Origin of the sequence: Bacillus multifaciens (assembly GCF_030756675.1) — a bacterium.
Taxonomy (GTDB): Bacteria; Bacillota; Bacilli; order Bacillales; family Bacillaceae_G; genus Bacillus_A; species Bacillus_A multifaciens.
The window spans coordinates 1-21,697 of sequence record NZ_JAVBXD010000022.1; the positions used below are offsets into that span (position 1 = coordinate 1).

The following is a 21,697-nucleotide window of genomic DNA, read 5'->3' on the forward strand; positions in this document are numbered from 1 at the left end:
GATCAAACTCTCCAATAAAGTGTTTGTCTAGCATCATAAATAAAAATTGACGTTTCACGTTGTTTGTTTCGTTCAGTTTTCAAAGAACTTATCCGCCGCTCATTTGCGACTCCCTTATGCTAACATTTCAGTTATTCGATGTCAACTAAGTTTTTTATTTTTTCGCTTTCTGCTTTCGTGCATCAGCGACGTTTATTAATATATCATCTTCTTTTTTTTAATACAAGTATTTTTTCAAGAAAAAAAGAAAGTTTTTTATGCTATCAATTCAATCCTTTTATAAACCTTTAGCTAACTATCCAAAGAACACCTCACTTAAGATTTTTTTTAGAAATTTTTTACATAGATTTAACTCTAAAACCCTCCCCTTTGTTATATAGTAAAACAGTAACCATCAAACCCTATTATGGAGGAATTTATTTATGGAAAGATTGACGAAGTTTTCATTAAAAAATAGGGCCGCTATTATCATCATGGTTTTTCTCATCTCTGTACTAGGTATTTATTCCGGCTCTAAATTACCGATGGAGTTTTTACCAAGCATGGATCAACCAGTTGTAACAATCACTACCTTATCTGAAGGACTAGATGCTGAAACAATGACAAAAGAAGTAACAGAACCTCTTGAAAAGCAGTTTCGAAATCTTTCACATGTCGATACGATTACATCATCAACAAGTGAAGGATTGTCAAAGATTGAAATTATGTATACCGCAAAGACAAATATGAAAGATGCAGCGCGTGAAGTTGAAAAACTCACAAATGGAATGCCACTTCCAAAAGGCATAATGAAACCTGTTGTCAGCCAGCTAAATACTTCTATGATTCCACTCGCACAAATTACAGTCCAAAAGAAAAATGGCTTTACAAAAGCCGATGAAAAACAAATTGAAAAAGAAATTATCCCACAACTTGAAAATATCGACGGTGTTTCTAATGTTATGTTTTATGGGAAATCAACATCAGAATTATCTATTGTATTAGATCCCGCTAAAATGAAAGATCAAAACATTGTAACATCACAAATCGTATCTGCTCTTCAAGGAAAAGAAGCTTCTATACCAGCTGGACAAATATCTATAAATAATGAAAATCATCTACTTCGTGTAATTGGAGAAATAAAAAGCATTGAAGATATCAAAAACATTACACTCACACCACAAGTAAAATTAAGTGATATCGCAAAAATCGAATTAAAACAACATCATGATGCAGTTTCTCACATTAACGGAGACGACGGCGCTGTACTAGTCATTATGAAAGAACCGAGCAAAAATGCTGTTACAATCGGAAAAGCAATCGAGAGCAAAGTTGATGATATAAGTAAGCAATATAAAGACACTTTCACGATAAAAACACTTATGTCCACACACGAACAGGTTGAAAATGCTGTTACAAGTATGGGGAAAGAAGTTGTGCTTGGTGCGATTGCCGCTACATTTATCATTTTAATTTTCTTGCGTAACATTCGTACTACTCTAATTTCTATTGTTAGTATCCCATTATCCATACTCCTTACACTCTTTTTACTTGATCAGTCCAATATCACTTTAAATATTTTAACATTAGGCGGATTAGCAGTTGCTGTCGGACGTCTTGTCGATGATAGCATCGTTGTAATCGAAAACATTTTCAGGCGCTTACAAAAAGATACTTTCTCAAAAGACGTCATCATTGATTCTACGAAAGAAGTTGCAATCGCGATTACGTCTTCAACTTTAACAACCGTCGCTGTTTTTTTACCTATCGGTTTTGTAGCGGGTGGAATCGGTGAATTTATGTTACCTATGGTGTTGGCGGTTGTATATTCAATTCTTTCATCTTTATTAGTAGCCTTAACAGTTGTGCCGCTCATGGCTTTTCTACTTTTAAGGAAAACAAAACATACGGAGCAAAAAGAAACGAAACGTTATACAGCCATTTTAAGATGGTCGTTATCACATAAATTTATCATTTTACTTACCGCTTTTTTATTATTCGTTGGTTCAATTGCAGCTTATATTCTACTCCCAAAAGCCAATATTAAATCTGATGATAACACCATGCTTTCTATTAATATGACATTCCCTGCAAATTACGATTTAGAGAAAGGGAGACAACAAGCTTTTGAATTAGAGAAAAAATTACTTGCAGATTCACGGGTAAAAGACGTTACATTACGAATGGGTTCCGCTTCAGAAGATGCCCAGTGGGGACAAACAACAAAAAACAATCTCGCAAGTATATTTGTAGGGTTTAAAAAGGGAATTGACCTTGAAACGTACATTAATAAACTAAAAAAAGAACAGAATCAATTTCAACCAGCGACATTTGATTATATAAAAGTAAGCTTTTCAAATTTCGGCGGCGGAAACGCATTACAATTTAACGTCACTGCAAACAATAATAAAGACTTAAAACAAGCTTCCGACCTTGTTACTACAAAGTTAAAAAGCTTAAATAGTCTTTCAAAAGTAAAAACGAATACAGAGGAAGAGAAAAACGAATGGGTTATTAACGTCGATCAAACAAAAGCAGAAAAAGCAGGACTAAGTTCTGAAGTCATCGGACAACAAGTTGCATTTTTAATGAAAAAATCACCAATTGGTCAAATCACACTGGACAATGAAAAGACAACTCTTATGCTAGAACACAAAAAAACAGAGACTCCTAATAAAGATGCGATTTTAAACTCAAATATTTTGTCACCAATCACTGGTTTAATCGCATTAAAAGATGTTGCAACTATTTCCGAAAAACAAATACAAACCGAAATATTTCACAAGGACGGAAAAGAAACAATTCAAGTTACAGCAGAAGCGAAAGGTGAAGACTTAAGTAAAGTAAGTGCAGAAGTAAATACAGCTATTGCAGATTTGAAATTGCCTGATGGAGCGAAAGTTAACATTGCTGGAGCAACAGAATCGATGCAAGAAAATTTCACTGATTTATTCAAGATTATGGGAATTGCAATTGGTGTTGTTTACTTAATTATGGTCATTACTTTCGGGCAAGCGCGTGCACCATTTGCAATTTTATTCTCTCTCCCATTAGCAGCTGTAGGCGGGATTTTAGGTTTAATTATTTCACAAACACCTGTCGATTTAAACTCTCTTATCGGAGCTTTAATGCTAATCGGGATTGTTGTAACGAATGCAATTGTATTAATAGAACGTGTACAACAAAACCGCGAAAAAGGAATGGCAACAAGAGAAGCACTATTAGAAGCTGGTTCAGTACGGTTGCGCCCAATTATTATGACAGCTATTACAACCATCTTCGCAATGCTTCCTCTATTATTCGGTGATACACAAGCAGGAAGCATGGTATCTAAAAGCTTAGCTGTTGTAGTCATTGGCGGTTTATTAGTTTCTACATTACTAACACTAGTTGTCGTACCCGTTATGTACGAATTGCTAGATCAAATCGGTAGTAGAAAGCACCGTAAAAAACGACATGAATCTTATACAAATGTTCCTAAATCTTAAAAATATAAAAGCCGTATTCAGACTTCTGAATACGGCTTTTCCTTCTTTGACAAAACAAGAGTATTTCCTCAAACTCTTAGGACACTCTCTTTATTTTATAATTAAATTCTTTTTAATTTTTCAGCATATAAATCGCAGCAATACAAAACGAAAATTGATATCCGCTCGCTTTCTCCCTTTGTTTTAAACCTTGCACGTGGCAGAAAAAAGCCCTGACCGCTTCTATGCATGGCCAAATGCTCTGGCCCACCTAAAAGAAAGGAGTTTTTTATATCTGTTATTCACTTTGTATATAAAAGTTATGCTGCTTTTACTTTCTTACTTTTGCGAGTTTTTTTCGTACCAGTAAAGCGCTTATGAAGTACAGATGCTGTAAAGCGTGCAATAATATTGAATAGTAATACCATAATAATTAATACTGCTGCTGATTTTGTTGCAATTAGTTTCGCGTCAGGGATAATTCCCTCAGAATTCAACTTCCAAATATGCACAGCTAATGTTTCTGCTGGTCGAAATGGATTTAATGGATGTGAAGGGCTTGAAAAGTCCGCTGCCGAGTTTAAAATCGGTGACGTTAATCCAGCTGTGTAAATGAGTGCCGCCGCTTCACCAAAAATACGTCCAGCCGCTAAAATGACACCTGTAATAATTTGCGGCAATGCAGATGGAAGCATAATTCTTACAATTGTTTGCCACTTTGTTGCACCTAATCCAAGACTTGCTTCTTTCACATTCGCTGGAATTTCTGTCATTGCATTTTCACAAACGCGTGTTAAACTTGGTAAATTTAAAATTGTTAAGGCTAAAGCTCCGCCCATAACAGTATATCCCCAACCTGCCGTTGTAACGAACACAAGCAATCCAAATAGACCGACTACAATAGAAGGTAAGGAAGCCATTGTCTCAATGCATAAGCGAACAAAATTTAAAAAACGACCTTGCTTTGCATATTCCGCCAAGTAAATTCCTGCACCGAGGCCTAAAGGAATAGAGATAATCAATGTAATAACAAGCATGTAAAAGGAGTTAAATAATTGAGGTCCAATTCCTCCTCCTGCTCTTGTATTACTCGGCTCTCCAAATAAAAAACTCGGATCCCAAAATCCCCAACCTTTTTGTAAAATTTCATATACAAGAAAAACAAGTAAAGTGACTATAAAGAAGGCAACTGCATATAAAATACCTGTCCATATATTATTAACTGTTCTAGCATTCATCGTTATCTTTCACCTCTTTGGCCAATCGCTCGAATTACTACGATAAATAAGAAAGAAATCAAAAGCAGTATCATCGCTAACGTCCATAGCGCATTATTCCAGGCTGTTCCATTTAACGTATTTGTCATATCCATCGTCAAAATACCCGTTAAAGTTGAAGTTGGACTATAAATTCCTTCCGGTAATTTTATTGTATTTCCTATTACCATTTGCACTGCTAATGCTTCCCCGAAAGCTCGAGCTAATCCAAGAACAACCCCTGTTAAAATACCTTGTTTTGCAGCCGGAACAATAATACGACTAATCGCTTGCCACTTCGTCGATCCTAAACCATAAGAGGCTTCTAAATACTCAAAAGGAACCGAACGAATTGCATCAGAAGCAATACTTGCAATCGTTGGCAAAATCATAATACTTAATACAATAATACCGGCAATTAAACTAAATCCTACACCACCAAATGAATCTCGTAAAATCGGAATTAAAATCGTGACCCCTAGTAAACCATATACAACAGATGGGATCCCTACCAACATTTCTAAAACTGGCTTTAACACCTTGTTTCCAAACTTCGGAGAAATTAAATTCATGAACACTGCAAGTGCAATTGCAATCGGTGCGCTAATGATTACTGCCCCAAGTGACACTAGCGTCGATCCAACTATGAAAATAACAGCTCCAAAACTTCCATTCCCTTCATTCGGTGCCCATTTTGTTGATGTAAACACTTCTGAAATCGAGATATTACTTTGTGTAAATGATTGAATTCCTTTTGCACAAATGAATGCGATAATAGCTAATGTAATAGCAACAATTAATAAACCGCAAAGCGTTACAAGTGTTCTTCCAATATATTCACTTTTTACGTAGTTAATTTGTTTTTTCCCCTTCATCACAAGACCACAACCTCACTTCATATATTGAAATGAACAGGACTGGCTAAACAGCCAGCCCTGCTTTATCCCGCATTAACGAGCAGTAATACTCCCACCTCAAAATTCAGCGAAAACATCGTCCAGCTCCAGTGGCTAGAATGTTCGGTGGCTTCACTTCTTCCTACGAGGTAAAAAACACCTCTACGTCAGAAGTTCCATCCCCCTCACATTCTGAACGAGCCACTTCCGCTTTTCTTAAGAAGTTAGGTGGGAGATAAACTGCCCGTAAAAGCCCGATTGGTTCAACTAATAATCAGTGGGGGATAAAACCCCCCACTGATTAAAGTTTCACTTTATATTATTGCTTTAATTTAGACATTGGGATGTAACCCATCTCTTCTACTTTCTTTTCAAATTCTTTACCTTTTACATAATCAATGTAGCCTTTTGTTGCATCTTTTGCTTCACCTTTTGTAATCATGTATTCATAAGACCAGAACGGATATTTACCAGCAGAAATATTTTCAGTTTTTGGTTCTACACCATCAATTTTTAATGTTTTTAACGATCCTTTTTTGTCGCCAGTCATGTAGGACATAGCTAAGTAGCTAACAGATCCTGGTGTAGAGTTGATTGCTTGCTCTACTGCACCATTTGAATCTTGTGTTGTACCTGTAGCATCGTTAATTTTCACGTCTTTCATAACTGTTTTTTCAAATGTAGCACGTGTACCAGAAGCCGCTGGGCGGTTAACTATATTAATTTTTTCATCTTTTCCGCCAACATCTTTCCAGTTTGTCACTTTACCAGAGAAAATATCTTGTACTTGTTTTAATGTTAAGTTATCAACCTTTACATCTTTATTTACTACTAACGCAAATGCGATACCTGCAACTTTGTTATCTACTAATTCTTTCGCTTTATCTGCTTCTTTTATTTTATCCGCAGCAGGAACATCGGAATTACCAACCTGAACCGCACCAGAAGCTACTTGGTTAATTCCAGTTCCACTACCGCCGCCTTGAACTGTAATTGATACTTTTGAATTTTTGCCCATAAATTCTTTAGCTGCTTCTTCTGCAAGTGGTTGAAGTGCTGTAGAACCAGCCGCTGTAATTGTCCCCGATAATTCTTGCTTCGCTTCATTACCACCTTTAGCAGTTTCCTTTGTGCTTTCTGATTTCCCGCACCCTACTAAAGCACCCGCAACTACTAATGCCGCTAAAGAAAATTTCAAGCCTTTTTTCATAACCATGTTTTGTACCCCCATTTAATTATCACTTTTCATTTCCACGTTATTATGTGCATAATCCGTAATACAAATTCATTGTAGAATACTAATATTATGTCAGTGTTAAGCGTTTTTTAATTTTAAGTAAAGACAGTATATCTTTAGAAAAAGCTATATATATTCATTGTTTTTCTACAAAAAAAAAGTGAAAAACCTTAAGAAACCGTACTCATTGTAAATCTAGTTTTAATAATGTAAATTGAATGTAAATTTCAAAATATACTTCTACGATTTTATTAAGATTGTCTTTACAAAAATTCTACGTTTCTCCTGTTAAAACAACTAAAACCTCAGCGCGACTTACATATGAATACTCCCCCCACTTAACAAAGCTTGAAGTGGGGGTTTTACTGCCAGTTAATGTGAGATAAATTGGAACACCTAAAGAAATGATTGAATATTTCTAAAGTAACAATTGACAACAGCATCCACTATCATCTAGTATAATATTAATAAAAAGTTTCCCTAGGGAAACTTTTTGAACTCGTACTAAAAAAATAGAGGTGAGGTAACTCTTATGACATTGGTTAAAACTCAACCACTTTCTACTTTTAAAACAGGTCAGCTCGTACAAATTGAAAAAATCAGATTAGAAGGAACGATGAAACGTCGTTTACTAGATTTAGGGTTCATTCCCGGTGCAACAATTAAAGTATTACAAAAGAGCCCGCTTGGCGATCCCACTGCATATCAAGTAAGCAATACAACAATCGCGCTTCGAAATGAAGAAAGCTCTCTTATATTAGGAAGCTTGATAGGAGATGATTCACAATGAAGAAACATCGCATCGCATTAGCTGGGAATCCAAACACAGGAAAAAGTACATTATTTAATACGTTGACCGGATTAAAACAGCATACTGGAAACTGGACTGGGAAAACGGTATTAAAAGCTGAAGGTGAATATGAACATCGCGGAAACCTCTATACTGTAATCGATTTGCCAGGAACATATTCCTTATACTCAAATTCTGCTGATGAAGAAGTGGCACGTGACTATATTATTTTTGAAAAACCAGAGGTAACAGTTGTTGTTGTTGATGCTACTGCAATGGAAAGAAATTTGAACTTAGCCCTGCAAGTAATGGAAATGACAAAAGAAGTGATTATATGTGTGAATTTAATTGATGAAGCAGAAAAGAAAGGCATTATAATCGATGAGAAAAAATTAGCAACATCGCTTGGAGTTCCTGTTGTGAAAATTTCTGCCCGTAACAAATTCGGAATCGGTCAGTTGCTAAATACAATTGAAAAAGTAGTAAATAGAAATTTAATTCCTACTCCTTTTCAAATTACTTATAACGAAAAAATAGAAAAGATGATCCAGGAACTCGAGCCGCAAATATATAAAGTTTTTGGAGACTCTTATCCTACTCGCTGGGTTGCACTTCGCATTTTAGATGGAGACAAGAATTTCTTAGAATCTCTTCAAAAACATCATGAAGAACCACTTATAAGGGAGGTTGTAATAAATGGAATCTCATTCAACCAGTAAAGCTCTTCCGTTAGACTATATCGTGCAGCGTGCACAAACACTTGTTAGAGAAGACATTCGTGATGAAATTGTCGGTGATATATATCGTGCTTCAGCTCATATTTGTAAGGATTCTGTTCAATATACAGATAAAAATAAATTATATCGTTCCGAGAAGCTCGATAAAATTTTTACTTCTCCTATATTCGGCTTCCCGATTATGCTTGCTATTTTATCTATTATTTTTTACCTTACAATCGCAGGAGCTAACGTTCCTTCTGATATGATTGCTGAGTTTTTCGGATGGGCAGAAGGTTATTTAACAACTTGGTTCCAAGCAATGAACGCCCCAAAATGGCTACATGGTATCCTTATTCTCGGTTTATTCCGCGGAACAGGAGCTGTTATTAGTGTTATGTTGCCGCCAATGGCTATTTTCTTTCCAATGTTTGCTTTATTGGAAAACTACGGTTACTTACCGCGCGTTGCTTTTAACATGGACCGCCTCTTTAAACGTGCCGGAGCACATGGGAAGCAATCACTAACAATGGCAATGGGATTCGGATGTAACGCAGCTGCAATTATGTCGACGCGTATTATCGAATCGCCGCGTGAACGTATGCTCGCAATCTTAACAAATAACTTTGTTCCTTGTAATGGCAGGTGGCCAACACTTATTTTATTAGCATCTTTATTCATGGCTGCTGGATATACGGGGGGTATGCAAACACTTGTAACGTCTGGTGTTGTTGTCGGTATGGTTGTAATTGGTATTATTGTAACTTTAACCGTATCATGGGTACTCTCAAAAACAGCTTTAAAAGGTGTCCCAACCCACTACACACTAGAATTACCACCTTATAGAAAGCCTAAAATTTGGGATACGATTGTACGTGCAACACTTGATAAATCCATATACGTTCTAAAACGTGCTGTTATCGTCGCAGCACCTGCAGCAGTATTAACATGGATATTAGCAAACGTATTTATTGGAGACACAAGTCTTCTTATGTATATCGTGAACTTTTTAGATCCGTTTGCAAAATTACTTGGACTTGATGGATATATTTTAGCAGCATTTATTCTTGGCTTACCGGCAAACGAAATTGTTGTTCCCATTTTATTAATGGCTTATTTATCAACAGGTTCATTAACAGAGTTAGAAGATTTAACACAAATTAAACAGTTATTTCTCGATCACGGTTGGACTTGGCTAACTGCATTAAATATGATGCTGTTCTCTCTTCTTCATTTCCCGTGCGGCACAACGTTAGTGAATATATATAAAGAAACAAAAAGTGCCAAATGGACATTTCTTTCATTTGCCATTCCTACTGTAATTGCCATTGTTGTTACGTTCCTTTCCGCACAATTAATAAACTGGTTAGGACTCATATGAGTCCTGAATAACAATCCAGAACACAATAAAGAAGATAGCCAACACAAAGTAGATGGTTATCTTCTTTTTTATATTGAAACGGTCTTTTTCAGTTCCTTCCGTATTACTCAGGTTTCTTTTTTTGCTGCATTTGTTTTTGCCAAGGTTGCGCACCGTGTTCTTGTATTTTCTTATGAAGAAAATAAGCTGTATACGGGAGAATTGCCATTAAAATCGTACATATAATCCCTAGAGTTGTAAACATGAGACTACTTACTCCTTTACTCACTTCTTATCGGTAACACAGACCCTGTATGTTCAATACTTGGATGTACACGAACGATAATATTACTCGTACTAAAATAATTCTGGCCTTGATCCCAATTTTTTTTAACTTTTATCCATTGCTTATAATTTTTGCGCTTGTAATACTCCCCTATCCCAAGTACATCTACTTTCAAATCTTTTTGAGCAACTTTAACTGTTTTTTGTAGCTGTTTTTCCATTTCCCTTGCAAGGTATTTACTGATTTCCTTGTCATTCATCGCCTTATTATCTTTCCTTAAATAAACTTCCGCTAATGTCCCAGCTAAATATACATCAATTACAAATTTAGGTTTTGTAGGATCCGTTACGAATGCATGAATTTTCCGGTGCATTGAACGAATTTCAAATACAATATGTTGATTTCCTCTTTGAATTTTAAAAAAACCTCCTACTTTTTTCCCCATCATATAATTTAATCCTAATGTTTCCATCCCATTTAATCTACCTACAAGCTTTTTGTCTTTCCCGCGAAATACAGCTGCTCCTTCCATTTTAATCCCCTGACGTGTTAGCCCTAAGACTGGAAGAACAAAACTTCTGCTAGCAGACATTTTCTGTTGTAAATCACCAATTCGAACCGCTTCTAACATTTGGGCATTTTTCTGTGCATGATTTGATATCATATTTACATATTTAGCTGGTAAGTTTTCTGGTTTTGCACTTTGTTTTAATATGTCTTCCGCTCTTCCTTTTGAAACGAAAATACGAATGTTCCTACGCATCTCATGATCACGAAAAAACACATCCAATGTATCTTCTAAAACGAAAGGTTTTTTCAATAAATCCTCAGAAAAAACAAGCACTTCTATATGAGGAAAAAATAAAGAACGGCTTATTTTCTTAGATATAATCCGAATTTGAGCAAATACACTATCAGCCGTTGCATTAATATTAATATAATTTTTCTCGCCGTCTTTCATTTTCTGCTGCGTTAAAGAGCTAGGTAACACAATTTGATATGTTCCTTTTACAAGAGGAGAACGACTAGTAGTTGTTGGTTCACTTTTTTCACCTTTATTAGTTCCCTTATCTAATGCGACCCCAACAACAAATCCTCTTTCTTCAATTTCCTGTCGTTCTGAGCAGCCGCTTATAACGATAACAAGAAATATACAACTCATTACGCTAAGAAGAGGTTTCATTTTTCGTTCCCCTTCCTTTTATTTTATAAAGAATAAAAATAAGAAACGTAACAACAAACATAACAGCCATGTCACCCCAAGCTAAATATGTACCGTACTTACTTATTACCTCTAAGTTACCTGGAATCATATTTACAGCATAAATAATCGGTGCACTAATAAAAATGAATGTATGTTTTTTTATAGCAGGAAACATGGAACAAAATAAAAAAATAGCCACACCATAATACAATGCAGTTGTATTAAAAACCGTAATAATCCATGTGATAAAAAAGATTGCATCAAACCTCTCTAGAAAACCTCCCCCTACTTCAATTTCTTTTCCAAGCTCAATTGTTGGATATGTTAAGGTGCTAGTTGTTAAATACGTAAATACGCTTATACAAGTAACATAAATTAATATATAGGATAAAACAGTAACCATAACCCCTTTCACTGCTGCTAAAGGAGCCTTTTTCGTTGTTCTTAGTATAGCAGCATAGAAAAAACCTACCTCGAATCCAATAAATGTAAAGGCAGTTTCTCGGATCCCTCCTATATATTTACTAAGTTTAGTTTGGAAAAATGGAGATACATTTTCAAATTCCATTAAATTAACATTTAACAGCGATAACAAAATAATAGCAATAAAAACAATCGGCAAAAACAGAACACTAAGTCTTAATAATCCTACCCTAGATCCACAAACACCATAAACAACAACAAGCAAATAAAAAAAAGACAAAAGCTGAACAGGTGTATCGCTAAATAAATATGTCTGAGAAATAATAGAAATTGTTCGCGCCTCATAAGCCGTAATTCCTGTAAATGTTAGTATTAAAATCATACTTAGCATATAAGCAATCGGCTTCGTTACATATACGCTCGCATATTGAACAAAATTTTGTTTCGGAAATAAAGTGGCAACCTTCATAATGAACCATGCAAAACAAGCGGATACTAATCCACCTATAAGTAAAAGAACCCACCCATCTGCAAAAAGGGCATGGGTTGCCATAACGCGCGGCATCGAAAGTGCACCTGTACCAATAATAGTAGAAGAAACAGCAAAACTGAGTTCACGAGTACCAATTTCTTCATTTCCATACTCAAATGGTTTCACTTTACTCTCTCTCCTTCGAGCGCAACGTTTTATCTTTCGGTTGTAAATACTCAGGTCTTTCTTTTAACATCGCTTTAGGCAAACGGACCACATCCTCTTTCCAATCTTTATAAAAAGCAGGTGCAATCGGTGCAGAATATGGTACTCCAACACTCGTTAAATTGACGATGTGAATCGCTAATGCAATTAGCCCTAAAATAATTCCATACAACCCGAAGACTGTAGCAGCTAAAATAAATGCAAATAGTAAAATACGAAAAGTAATTGTAATGCTATATACTGGCAATGAAAATGTAGCTACCGCTGTGACGGCAATAATAATGACAAGAAACGGGTTTACAATCCCAGCACTTACAGCAGCCTCTCCAATAACAAGACCTCCTACAATTCCAATCGTTTGTCCCATCGGCTTAGGAAGACGAATTCCAGCTTCGCGAATCAGTTCCATTGTGAGCGCCATGATGACTGTCTCGATATACGCTGGGAATGGGACACCTTCTCTTGCTCCAGCAATTGAATAGGCAAGAGTAGAAGGAATAAGACCTTGATGATAAGAGACAAGAGCTACATACATAGCCGGCAATAAAATTGCAATCACGCCCGCTAGCATTCGAAGTCCTCTTAACAACGTTCCAATCATCCAACGTTCATAGTGATCTTCCGGCGATTGAAATATATCAATCATCACCATCGGAGCAATCAGTGCAAATGGAGAACCATCTACTAAAATAGCTGCTTTCCCTTTTGCTAGTGATGCCACAACATTATCTGGTCTTTCTGTATTTAAAAATTGAGGAAACGGTGATAAATTATTATCTTGTATCAATTGTTCAATCGTTCCTGTTTCAAAAATAATATCAGTTTCAATAGATTGAATTCTCTTATGTAACTCCTCTACAATGTAAGGATTAATGATATCCTCAATGTAAACTAAGGTTACTTCTTTCTGCGAGCGCTTCCCCATAATATAAGAGCGAAACCGCAGTTGCGGGTCACGGATGTGACGCCGAATTAACATTTTATTTACATTTATATCCTCAATAAATCCTAAATTAGGTCCGCGAATGATTGTCTCCGTAGAAGGTGAATTGAGACTTCGCTTTTCCCATTCACGGAAATTAACAATCATTGCAGATGAAATGCCATCGAGTAATACAATTGTATCTCCTGCTAATAGCGCATTCATAATATCCGGAAATGTCTTTGCAATACTCACTTCTCCAACTGATAAAAAGCGATCCATTACTGTTTGCATAATTGGTGTTTGTTTAGGAACTTCTTCATACTGCAATGGCCGAATGACAAAGCGATGAATCATGTCTTTATTACTGAGTCCGACTAAAAAAATAACCGCACACCGATTATTTGTCCCCGAAAGAGAGAATTCACGTACAATTAAGTCGTTAGGTGAATCTAACTTATTTCGAATTTCATTTGTTATTTTCGATAAGTTAGTATCTAATTCAATCATATATATCACCTAACTTTCTGTTTCAAAATGTTATAACGAATTTATATAGTTAGATTTCTCTACTTAAAGAAAATATATACAAAAAGAGTTATCCCTTGGTAATTGGATAACTCGAATAAAATACAATTTTATTTTCCATTCCTCATGAAATTCAAAACTGACGAAACAAATACACTTACACCAACTGGCAAGGCATCTTCATCAATTGTGAAGCGCGGATGATGATGGGGATATATAATCCCTTTCTCCTTATTTCCAGCCCCTATAAAGAAAAATGTACCTGGAGCTTTTTGTAAAAATGCTGAAAAATCTTCTCCAGCCATTGTCGGCTGTAAACGAACAACACATTCTTTTCCTAAAAGCTGCAATGCCGTACTTTCTACATGACTTGTTACAGATTCTTCATTTACAACTGGGCGATATCCATATTCGTATGTAAATGTATAAGATGCACCGTATGCCTCTGTAATACTTTTTACAATCTTTTCAATGCGTTCTGCTGTTTGCTTTCGAAGCTCATTTCGTAGACTTCTCACTGTCCCGCCAATTGTCGCACGATCAGGAATTACATTATGAGTTGTCCCTGCATGAAACTGCGTTACCGATAACACCAATGAATCTAACGGATTCGTGAGTCTGGAGACAATTTGTTGTAATTGCGAAACAACCTGTGTACCAATCGCAATACTATCAATTGTTTCATGCGGAATACCAGCATGTCCACCTTTCCCAATAATCGTAATTGAAAATGCATCCGGAGCAGCCATCGCCGGGCCATATATCACGCCAACTTTCCCAACTTCCAGCGGTGACCAAAGATGTGCACCAATAATGCAATCAACGCCTTCCATCACACCAGCGTCCACCATTTCCTGTGCGCCGCCCGGGAAATTTTCCTCAGCATGTTGAAATAAAAAGCGAATTTCTCCTTCAATTTGATCATATTTTTTCGAAAGTGTGTATGCTGTTCCTAGTAACATCGCCATATGTCCATCATGCCCGCACGCATGCATAACTCCTTCATTACGAGAAACAAAATCAAACTGGTTTTCCTCTTCAATAGGCAGTGCATCCATATCAGCACGAAGCGCAATTGTTCTTCCCGGTCGCTTACCAATCAATCGTGCCATTACACTATATTGCGCCGGACGCGAAACTTCTAGATGAGGAAATGTTTGCAATATATCATAAACCATTTGAGATGTTTGTTCTTCAGAATAAGAAAGCTCTGGGTACATATGAAAATGTCTTCTCCACCAAATAAGCTGTTCTTTTGAAATAGATGCTTCTTGGATCAAGTCCATATACAATCATCCTTTCTTCTTCCAATGTAACTGTTATTATAACCTGGATACTCACGAAAATAAAAATTATTCCGATAATTAAAGTTATTATATATCCATTTTGATGTTTGGACATCTTTGTCTAGCTCTGCCTCCTAGGCCCTCATGTCTAAAAACCTTAGCCAACAGGCCTAAACAGTCGGCTCCGCTTGTCTTTATAAGTCGCTACCATGCAGAGTACAACATGCTCGCTACTTACTTTCTCTTTTTGTTTTAAACATTGCATGTGGCAAAAAAAAACCTGACCGCTCCTATGTACGGCCAGATGCTCCTCCCTAAAAAGAAAGTTTTTTGTAATATGATTCTAGTGAAGATGTGTCTCTCTATTACTTATAAATTCGTTTTTTGGCATATAGACTACTGTCATACAAACAGGGCAGGAGCTTGCACTTATTGTCTACTTTTATTTTCAAACCTTGCACATGGTAGGAAAAGGCCCTGACCGCTCCTATGCATCGCCAGTCCCTCTCGCCCATTTAAAAAAAATGCTTTTCTGCCTTTTTTTCATAAAGTAACTGAGTAGTTACAGTTTTTTTAGCTTGTATATAACCTCTAGCTCATGATCAATAGCAATATTCTCAAAGATTCTTATCTATGAGTTGCAAAAAGAAATAAGCTGGTGCTACACAAAGCCCTAATACACTAATCGTACCCAAAATAAGAGAAAATGAAATACAAGAATATTTTACTGCCTTTGTTTTTTTCCAACCATAACTCCAAATTTCAATGCTTAAGCCAATTAATATAATTGCGACAAGTACTTCCCCAAGTAATAAAAGGGCCATAGTTGAGATCGACATGTATTGACACTTCCTTAGTGATATAATAGTAATATTTTACCATACGCGGAAGTTAATCTTAAAGAATAATTATAAAAAAACCTGCTGAGACAATGTCCCAACAGGTTTTTGAAAGCATATTACATAGAGAAGAAGATCCAAACTGTACCAACAACCGTTATTGTCGCAATGAAAAAGTGGAATACGATTGTCATTGTTTGTATTACTCCCTCTCCTTCTGTCATGTGCATAAACATAACTAATTGTAATGCTGCTTGTGCCACTGCCATTACAAGAATACTTGTTAAAATTGTTGAAAGTGGCAAACTTGTCTCTAACGTTACATATAAAGCAAGGAACGTTAATGCAAGCGATAAGATAAATCCGAAAACGTGTGACCATGGAAATCCGCTATGCGCATGTCCTTTTGCTTGTGTATTGTTTTGTCCCATTATTACGCCACCATCCCGTTCAAGTAAACTAGTGTGTAAATAAAGATCCAAACAACATCAAGGAAATGCCAGTATAAGCTGATAATAAATACTTTACGAGCTGTAACTGGTGTTAGTCCTCGTTTTAAAATTTGGATAATAACACAAGTTGCCCAAATGATACCACCTGTTACGTGGGCACCGTGCGTTCCAAGAAGAACGAAGAATCCAGATAAGAATCCACTTGTTTGTAGTGTAGCACCTTGGCTCACGTACATCATAAACTCTTCAATCTCCATATAAAGGAAGCCGGCACCTAATAGTAACGTAATGATAAACCATAGAAGCATACCATTTTTATTTTCTTTACGCATTTCATGAATTGCAATCCCGCATGTGAAACTACTTGTTAAAAGTAAAAGTGTTTCAATCATAACAGGCTTTATTTCGAAAATTTGTGCTGGTGTTGGACCATCTGCCGTACGACCAGCTAATACTAGATAAGAGGCAAAAAGCGTTGCAAACAGTACGATTTCAGCCCCAAGGAAAACCCAAAACCCTAAAATATTCAATCTGCTTTGTTCGGATTGATATTCTAAAGGTAAGCTTTTATCTAAAGCCGCCATTTCGTTTCACCTCTCATGCAACATGTTCTGTCTTTTTAATTTCATCTACACTAACGTAGTATCCGTCGTCGTAATCAAACGAACGCCAGATCATACAACCTAACATACCAATACCGCCGACAATTGCTAACCAGAACCAACTAAATACTAATGCAAAACCTGCAAGACCGATACAGCAAGACATAATAATCGGAACACCTGTATTGCTTGGCATATGAATTGGTTTTAATTCTTCAGAGCTCGGTGTAATAGACTCACCGTTTTTCTTCATTTCCCAGAATACATCGCTATGCTTAATTTCTGGTAATTTTGCAAAGTTGTAATGTTGTACAGGAGATTGTGTTGCCCACTCAAGTGTACGAGCGTCCCAAGGATCTCCAGTTACATCACGCTCACCATGACGAATGCTATAAACTACGTTGTAGCATAATAAGGCGAAGCCGACTGCCATCATTACTGCACCGACAGATGCGATTAAGTTTAATCCGCCCCATCCAAGGTTTTCAGAGTAAGTGTACATACGACGAGTCATACCATCTAAACCTAGGAAGTACATTGGGAAGAAACAGATGTTAAATCCGATCATAAAGATCCAGAATGTCCATTTACCAAGACGTTCATTTAACATATGACCAGTCATCTTCGGATACCAGAATGTAAATCCAGCAAGCATCGCGAATACTGTACCCGCGATTAATACGTAGTGGAAGTGAGCGATTAAGAAGTAGCTGTTATGATATTGATAGTCAGCTGCTGCCATCGCAAGCATAACCCCCGTAACCCCACCAATTACGAAGTTTGGAATAAACGCCAATGACCATAGCATTGGAACTGTAAAACGAATACGTCCTTTATAAAGCGTAAACAACCAGTTAAAGATCTTAACACCCGTTGGAATCGAAATCGCCATTGTCGAAATCGAGAAGAATGAGTTAACTGCTGGTCCTGCACCCATTGTAAAGAAGTGATGCAGCCATACAAGACCACTTAAAGTTGCGATTGCAACCATTGAATATACCATTGCTGTATATCCAAATAAGCGCTTGCGTGAGAACGTACTTACGATCTCAGAGAAAATACCGAATGCCGGTAAAATAACGATATATACTTCAGGGTGACCCCATACCCAGAACAAGTTCGCCCAAAGCATTGGCATACCGCCGCTCGCCATCGTAAAGAAGTGAGCATCGAATAAACGGTCAAATGTCATTAATGCAAGAGCAACTGTTAATACTGGGAATGCAAAGATGATAATAAGACATGTAATTAAAATAGACCAAGTAAACATTGGCATTTGCATTAATTTCATGCCTGGCGCACGCATTTTTAAGATTGTTACAAGGAAGTTAATCCCTGTCATCAGCGTCCCGAGACCTGAAATCTGCAATGCGAGTGCATAGTAATTATTTCCTACCCCTGGACTAAATTCTGTACCAGCCATAGGGAAGTATGATGTCCACCCAGCGTCTGGAGAACCACCGATAACGAAGGCGATGTTAAATAACATAGCACCTACGAAGAATAACCAAAAACTTAATGCATTTAAGAACGGATATGCAACGTCACGTGCTCCAATTTGAAGAGGAACAACAACGTTCATAAGTCCCATAACAAACGGCATTGCCATGAAAAGGATCATAACTGTACCGTGAGTTGTAAAGATTCCGTTATAGTGTTCAGCGTCTAAATATGTTGTGTTAGGGAATGTTAACTGGGCACGAATCATTAATCCATCCATACCGCCGCGGAACATCATTACAATTGCTGAAATGATGTACATAACCCCAATTTTCTTATGGTCAACAGACGTTAACCACTCATCCCAAAGCCATCTCCACTTTTTGTACTTCGTCAGTACAAAAATGATTGCTAATGTCACAAGAACAATAGATGCGTCCGCTCCGTAGATAATCGGATCACCTGTGACAAAAAATTCATCAAGCTTCACTATATTCACTCCAATCTGTTGGAATAATCGTTATTACTTTTTATTTTTGTAGTAGTTGTAATCACAATATTCAAGTGATTTCGGATCTACATATTTCAAATGTGTATTAGAGTATGTCATACGACCTACTACACCTGGTTGGACAATTTCTTTATATTTCTTTTCTGATAACGGAGGAGCACCTTTTGCTTCTTTTACCCATTTGTCATACTCTTCTTTTGTTTTCGCTTCAAGTTCAAACTCCATATCAGTAAATCCTTCACCAGAGAAGTTTGCACTACGTCCAGTGTAAGAACCTGGTTTATCAGCTTGTAGGAATAAATCCATAATCATGCCATCCATTGTATACTTCATTCCACCAAGTTCTGGAACCCAGAAAGCATTCATTGGACCGACAGAAGTTAATTTAAATTGAATTGGTACACCTGCTGGTACATTTAAATAGTTAACGGTTTCAATTCCTTCCTCAGGATAACTGAATAACCATTTCCAGTTAGCAGATGTAACGTAAATTTCAACAGGTTTAATATCTTTTGTTTGCTCTGGTGGTTTTTCCGTTGCATACGTTGCTTTTACTGTCGGGATTGACAATGCAATCACGATGATAACAGGGAAAATAGTCCAGATAACTTCTAAAAGTGTATTACCGTGTATATCAGGTGGCTCATAGTCCATATTTTCTGGTTTTTCACGGTAACGAATTAAAATAATTGTAAACAGGACAAATACGACTACAATGATGACTGACATCAGTATGAGCGACCAAATAATTAAATCATACTGCGTTTTTGCAACAGGTCCTTGTGGATTTAATACAGCGATTTTTTCGCATCCACCGAGGAACAAGAGTAATGATAGTGGAAGAAGTGAAGCCAACTTCCAAATTCTTTTTTTCAGTTGCACGATTGAAAATCTCCTTTCTCCTTGGATTGAAACTATGCCAATAAAACAATATAAACCTATTAATTTATAGTTGGCAATAGTTTTTAAGATATTGTTAAAAAATAGACACAAATGCACAGTTTTTACGTTGAAAAACATTTGTAACTTGCTAATATTGTAAACTATTTTTTAGACCATAACTCGATTTTAAAAATTTTAAGATAATTAAAGTTATACCAGAATATCCAATAAACGGAAAAAAGTTATCTCATTATAGAATGAGATAACGGAATTTTTCATATATTCAGTTTATCATTTATGAAACGTTTTTTTGCTGTTCAAATGTGACAATTTTTTTATATTTTACTTTATAAAAAATGTAACAAGTAATCATGAATGGAATGCCGCAATATAAAGCAATACGCTGGTCTGGAATAAACGCTAAGCTTATAAATGTAACAAAATTTAAAGAGAACGCTACAATAGGAACAAGCGGATAAAGCGGCGTACGGTATTTTAAATCTCGTATATCCCCGCCGTTCTTAATAAATTCTCTTCTAAAGAAAAATTGAGATGCAGCAATGGACATCCAAACAACGACAGCTGCCATAGCCGCAATCGATGTTAACACTAAAAAGACGGTATCAGCGGCAAATACACTTGTTAAAAGAGAAAGACCGGCAAAGATTAAACTGAAAATTAAGGCATTAATTGGTACCCCTTTTTTCGTTAATTTTGTGAAGCGCGGACTTCCCATTCCTTGTTTTGACATCGCCCAAAGCATACGAGAGTTTGCGTATAACCCAGAGTTTGCCACCGATAATACAGCTGTAATAATAACAAAGTTCATAATGTCTGCTGCATAAGGAATTCCAACTGTGTCAAAAACGAGTACGAACGGGCTTTCTACAAGATTCGCTTCTTGCCATGGTAATAATCCTACGACTACAGTAATTGCAAGAACGAAAAAGAAAAGTGTTCGCCAAATTGTATTTTTTATAGCGCGTGGTATTGTTATTTCCGGTTGCTTACTTTCACCTGAAGCAATACCAATTAATTCTGTTCCTTGGAACGCAAAGTTAACGGTGATCATTGTAAAAAGAACAGCTGGAAGTCCGTTTGGAAATAATCCGCCATTTTCTGTAAAGTTATGGAACATTGGTGCGGGCTTACCATTAAAGTCTAATAAACCAAGCATAACAGCACCGCCGAGTAAAATAAAAACAATAATCGTCATTACTTTAACACTTGCAAACCAAAACTCAGTTTCCGCATATGCCCGCGCTGAGGAAGCGTTTACAATAAAGAGTATGGCAGCAAATACAACACACCATATCCAAGATGCAACATCTGGAAACCAACGCTTCATTAAAATACTAACAGTCGTTAATTCCACTCCGACAGTCACAGCCCAGTTTAGCCAATACATCCATCCAACGACAAATCCAAAACCAGGTGAAATAAATTTGCTAGAATAACTTTGAAAGGAGCCTGCTTCAGGCATTGCAACTGTTAGCTCCCCAAGACAAAGCATGGTTAAATACATAACAAACCCGCCGACTAAATAGGCAAGAATCGCTCCGCCCGGTCCAGCATTGTGAACAATTTGCCCGGATCCCATAAATAATCCAGTTCCAATAACGCCCCCTAGAGCAATCATGAAGAGGTGTCTGCTTTGCATCGTACGTTTTAGTTCATTTGACTGCTTCTCCTTTTGGATCATATACCCCTCACCCCATATTTTCATCTTAATTAGTGGAAATTTAACTAAGTTAAACATATTTTATTTTAACAAAATATTCTAAAAATGTATATTTATTTTTCTTTTTATTTGAAAAAGTTAGAATCTTCAGTTCGGTATATTCCCTCCTTTCTTTTAGAGGAGGACGAGAGCATCTGGCCATGCATAGAAGCGGTCAGTTCCTTTTCCTTCCACATGCGAGGT

The 21,697-nt window shown here is 36.6% G+C and carries 18 protein-coding genes; 4 read left to right on the forward strand and 14 right to left on the reverse strand.

The window, feature by feature from the left end:
• Positions 1–422: 422 nt before the first annotated feature.
• Complete coding sequence (locus tag Q9306_RS14480) at positions 423–3,467, forward strand: efflux RND transporter permease subunit (protein ID WP_306199591.1); 3,045 nt, start codon at positions 423–425, stop codon at positions 3,465–3,467.
• Between the two features lie 299 nt (positions 3,468–3,766).
• On the opposite strand, the gene pstA is transcribed toward Q9306_RS14480, so the two are convergent.
• The 3 genes from pstA to Q9306_RS14495 all read right to left on the reverse strand — a co-directional run bounded on the left by pstA (position 3,767) and on the right by Q9306_RS14495 (position 6,814).
• Positions 3,767–4,684 carry a phosphate ABC transporter permease PstA gene (gene pstA, locus Q9306_RS14485; RefSeq protein WP_306199593.1) on the reverse strand — a complete coding sequence of 306 codons (918 nt, stop codon included), beginning with the start codon at positions 4,682–4,684 and terminating at the stop codon, positions 3,767–3,769.
• Between the two features lie 2 nt (positions 4,685–4,686).
• Complete coding sequence (pstC, locus tag Q9306_RS14490; RefSeq protein WP_154713375.1) at positions 4,687–5,577, reverse strand: phosphate ABC transporter permease subunit PstC; 891 nt, start codon at positions 5,575–5,577, stop codon at positions 4,687–4,689.
• Between the two features lie 340 nt (positions 5,578–5,917).
• A complete protein-coding gene (locus Q9306_RS14495; protein WP_306199595.1) occupies positions 5,918–6,814 on the reverse strand; it encodes a phosphate ABC transporter substrate-binding protein PstS family protein in 897 nt (298 codons plus the stop codon).
• Between the two features lie 553 nt (positions 6,815–7,367).
• Between Q9306_RS14495 and Q9306_RS14500 the strand changes: the two genes are divergently transcribed.
• The 3 genes from Q9306_RS14500 to Q9306_RS14510 are packed head-to-tail and all read left to right on the forward strand — an operon-like array spanning position 7,368 to position 9,722.
• Positions 7,368–7,625: a FeoA family protein gene (locus Q9306_RS14500; protein ID WP_306199597.1), complete on the forward strand. Its 258-nt coding sequence runs from the start codon at positions 7,368–7,370 to the stop codon at positions 7,623–7,625.
• Positions 7,622–8,344, forward strand: coding sequence for a FeoB small GTPase domain-containing protein (locus tag Q9306_RS14505; RefSeq protein ID WP_306199599.1), 723 nt, complete (start codon positions 7,622–7,624; stop codon positions 8,342–8,344). The genes Q9306_RS14500 and Q9306_RS14505 overlap by 4 nt, the downstream gene beginning before the upstream one ends.
• Entirely contained in the window at positions 8,322–9,722 is a 1,401-nt protein-coding gene (locus Q9306_RS14510) for a nucleoside recognition domain-containing protein (protein WP_306199601.1), read from the forward strand. The genes Q9306_RS14505 and Q9306_RS14510 overlap by 23 nt, the downstream gene beginning before the upstream one ends.
• A gap of 103 nt (positions 9,723–9,825) precedes the next feature.
• Here the strand turns inward: Q9306_RS14510 and Q9306_RS14515 are convergent, their stop codons facing one another.
• The 11 genes from Q9306_RS14515 to Q9306_RS14565 all read right to left on the reverse strand — a co-directional run bounded on the left by Q9306_RS14515 (position 9,826) and on the right by Q9306_RS14565 (position 21,475).
• Positions 9,826–9,966 carry a hypothetical protein gene (locus tag Q9306_RS14515; RefSeq protein WP_306199604.1) on the reverse strand — a complete coding sequence of 47 codons (141 nt, stop codon included), beginning with the start codon at positions 9,964–9,966 and terminating at the stop codon, positions 9,826–9,828.
• A 16-nt stretch (positions 9,967–9,982) separates the two neighbouring features.
• Entirely contained in the window at positions 9,983–11,170 is a 1,188-nt protein-coding gene (locus Q9306_RS14520; RefSeq protein WP_306199606.1) for a Ger(x)C family spore germination protein, read from the reverse strand.
• On the reverse strand, positions 11,154–12,272 hold the full coding sequence (locus Q9306_RS14525) for a GerAB/ArcD/ProY family transporter (protein WP_306199608.1): 1,119 nt from the start codon (positions 12,270–12,272) through the stop codon (positions 11,154–11,156). The genes Q9306_RS14520 and Q9306_RS14525 overlap by 17 nt, the downstream gene beginning before the upstream one ends.
• A 1-nt stretch (position 12,273) precedes the next feature.
• On the reverse strand, positions 12,274–13,743 hold the full coding sequence (locus tag Q9306_RS14530) for a spore germination protein (RefSeq protein WP_306199610.1): 1,470 nt from the start codon (positions 13,741–13,743) through the stop codon (positions 12,274–12,276).
• A gap of 128 nt (positions 13,744–13,871) precedes the next feature.
• Positions 13,872–15,047 (reverse strand): amidohydrolase, encoded by a 1,176-nt coding sequence (locus tag Q9306_RS14535; RefSeq protein WP_306199612.1) that lies wholly within the window; start codon positions 15,045–15,047, stop codon positions 13,872–13,874.
• Between the two features lie 617 nt (positions 15,048–15,664).
• A complete protein-coding gene (locus Q9306_RS14540) occupies positions 15,665–15,886 on the reverse strand; it encodes a DUF4022 family protein (protein ID WP_306199614.1) in 222 nt (73 codons plus the stop codon).
• Positions 15,887–16,005: 119 nt separating this feature from the next.
• Positions 16,006–16,317, reverse strand: a complete 312-nt coding sequence (gene qoxD / locus Q9306_RS14545; protein ID WP_306199616.1) for a cytochrome aa3 quinol oxidase subunit IV — start codon at positions 16,315–16,317, stop codon at positions 16,006–16,008.
• A gap of 2 nt (positions 16,318–16,319) precedes the next feature.
• Entirely contained in the window at positions 16,320–16,922 is a 603-nt protein-coding gene (qoxC, locus tag Q9306_RS14550) for a cytochrome aa3 quinol oxidase subunit III (protein WP_306199618.1), read from the reverse strand.
• A gap of 13 nt (positions 16,923–16,935) precedes the next feature.
• Positions 16,936–18,870 carry a cytochrome aa3 quinol oxidase subunit I gene (gene qoxB / locus Q9306_RS14555; RefSeq protein ID WP_306199620.1) on the reverse strand — a complete coding sequence of 645 codons (1,935 nt, stop codon included), beginning with the start codon at positions 18,868–18,870 and terminating at the stop codon, positions 16,936–16,938.
• Between the two features lie 33 nt (positions 18,871–18,903).
• Positions 18,904–19,773 carry a cytochrome aa3 quinol oxidase subunit II gene (gene qoxA, locus Q9306_RS14560; RefSeq protein WP_306199622.1) on the reverse strand — a complete coding sequence of 290 codons (870 nt, stop codon included), beginning with the start codon at positions 19,771–19,773 and terminating at the stop codon, positions 18,904–18,906.
• Positions 19,774–20,068: 295 nt separating this feature from the next.
• Complete coding sequence (locus Q9306_RS14565) at positions 20,069–21,475, reverse strand: amino acid permease (RefSeq protein WP_306199625.1); 1,407 nt, start codon at positions 21,473–21,475, stop codon at positions 20,069–20,071.
• Positions 21,476–21,697 lie beyond the last annotated feature (222 nt).

Coding starts and splice junctions, on each gene's coding strand:
- Q9306_RS14480 (WP_306199591.1), top strand. CDS start 423: ATGGAAAGATTGACGAAGTTTTCATTAAAAAATAGGGCCGCTATTATC.
- pstA (WP_306199593.1), bottom strand. CDS start 4,684: ATGAATGCTAGAACAGTTAATAATATATGGACAGGTATTTTATATGCA.
- pstC (WP_154713375.1), bottom strand. CDS start 5,577: ATGAAGGGGAAAAAACAAATTAACTACGTAAAAAGTGAATATATTGGA.
- Q9306_RS14495 (WP_306199595.1), bottom strand. CDS start 6,814: ATGGTTATGAAAAAAGGCTTGAAATTTTCTTTAGCGGCATTAGTAGTT.
- Q9306_RS14500 (WP_306199597.1), top strand. CDS start 7,368: ATGACATTGGTTAAAACTCAACCACTTTCTACTTTTAAAACAGGTCAG.
- Q9306_RS14505 (WP_306199599.1), top strand. CDS start 7,622: ATGAAGAAACATCGCATCGCATTAGCTGGGAATCCAAACACAGGAAAA.
- Q9306_RS14510 (WP_306199601.1), top strand. CDS start 8,322: ATGGAATCTCATTCAACCAGTAAAGCTCTTCCGTTAGACTATATCGTG.
- Q9306_RS14515 (WP_306199604.1), bottom strand. CDS start 9,966: ATGTTTACAACTCTAGGGATTATATGTACGATTTTAATGGCAATTCTC.
- Q9306_RS14520 (WP_306199606.1), bottom strand. CDS start 11,170: ATGAAACCTCTTCTTAGCGTAATGAGTTGTATATTTCTTGTTATCGTT.
- Q9306_RS14530 (WP_306199610.1), bottom strand. CDS start 13,743: ATGATTGAATTAGATACTAACTTATCGAAAATAACAAATGAAATTCGA.
- Q9306_RS14535 (WP_306199612.1), bottom strand. CDS start 15,047: ATGGACTTGATCCAAGAAGCATCTATTTCAAAAGAACAGCTTATTTGG.
- Q9306_RS14540 (WP_306199614.1), bottom strand. CDS start 15,886: ATGTCGATCTCAACTATGGCCCTTTTATTACTTGGGGAAGTACTTGTC.
- qoxD (WP_306199616.1), bottom strand. CDS start 16,317: ATGGGACAAAACAATACACAAGCAAAAGGACATGCGCATAGCGGATTT.
- qoxC (WP_306199618.1), bottom strand. CDS start 16,922: ATGGCGGCTTTAGATAAAAGCTTACCTTTAGAATATCAATCCGAACAA.
- Q9306_RS14565 (WP_306199625.1), bottom strand. CDS start 21,475: ATGATCCAAAAGGAGAAGCAGTCAAATGAACTAAAACGTACGATGCAA.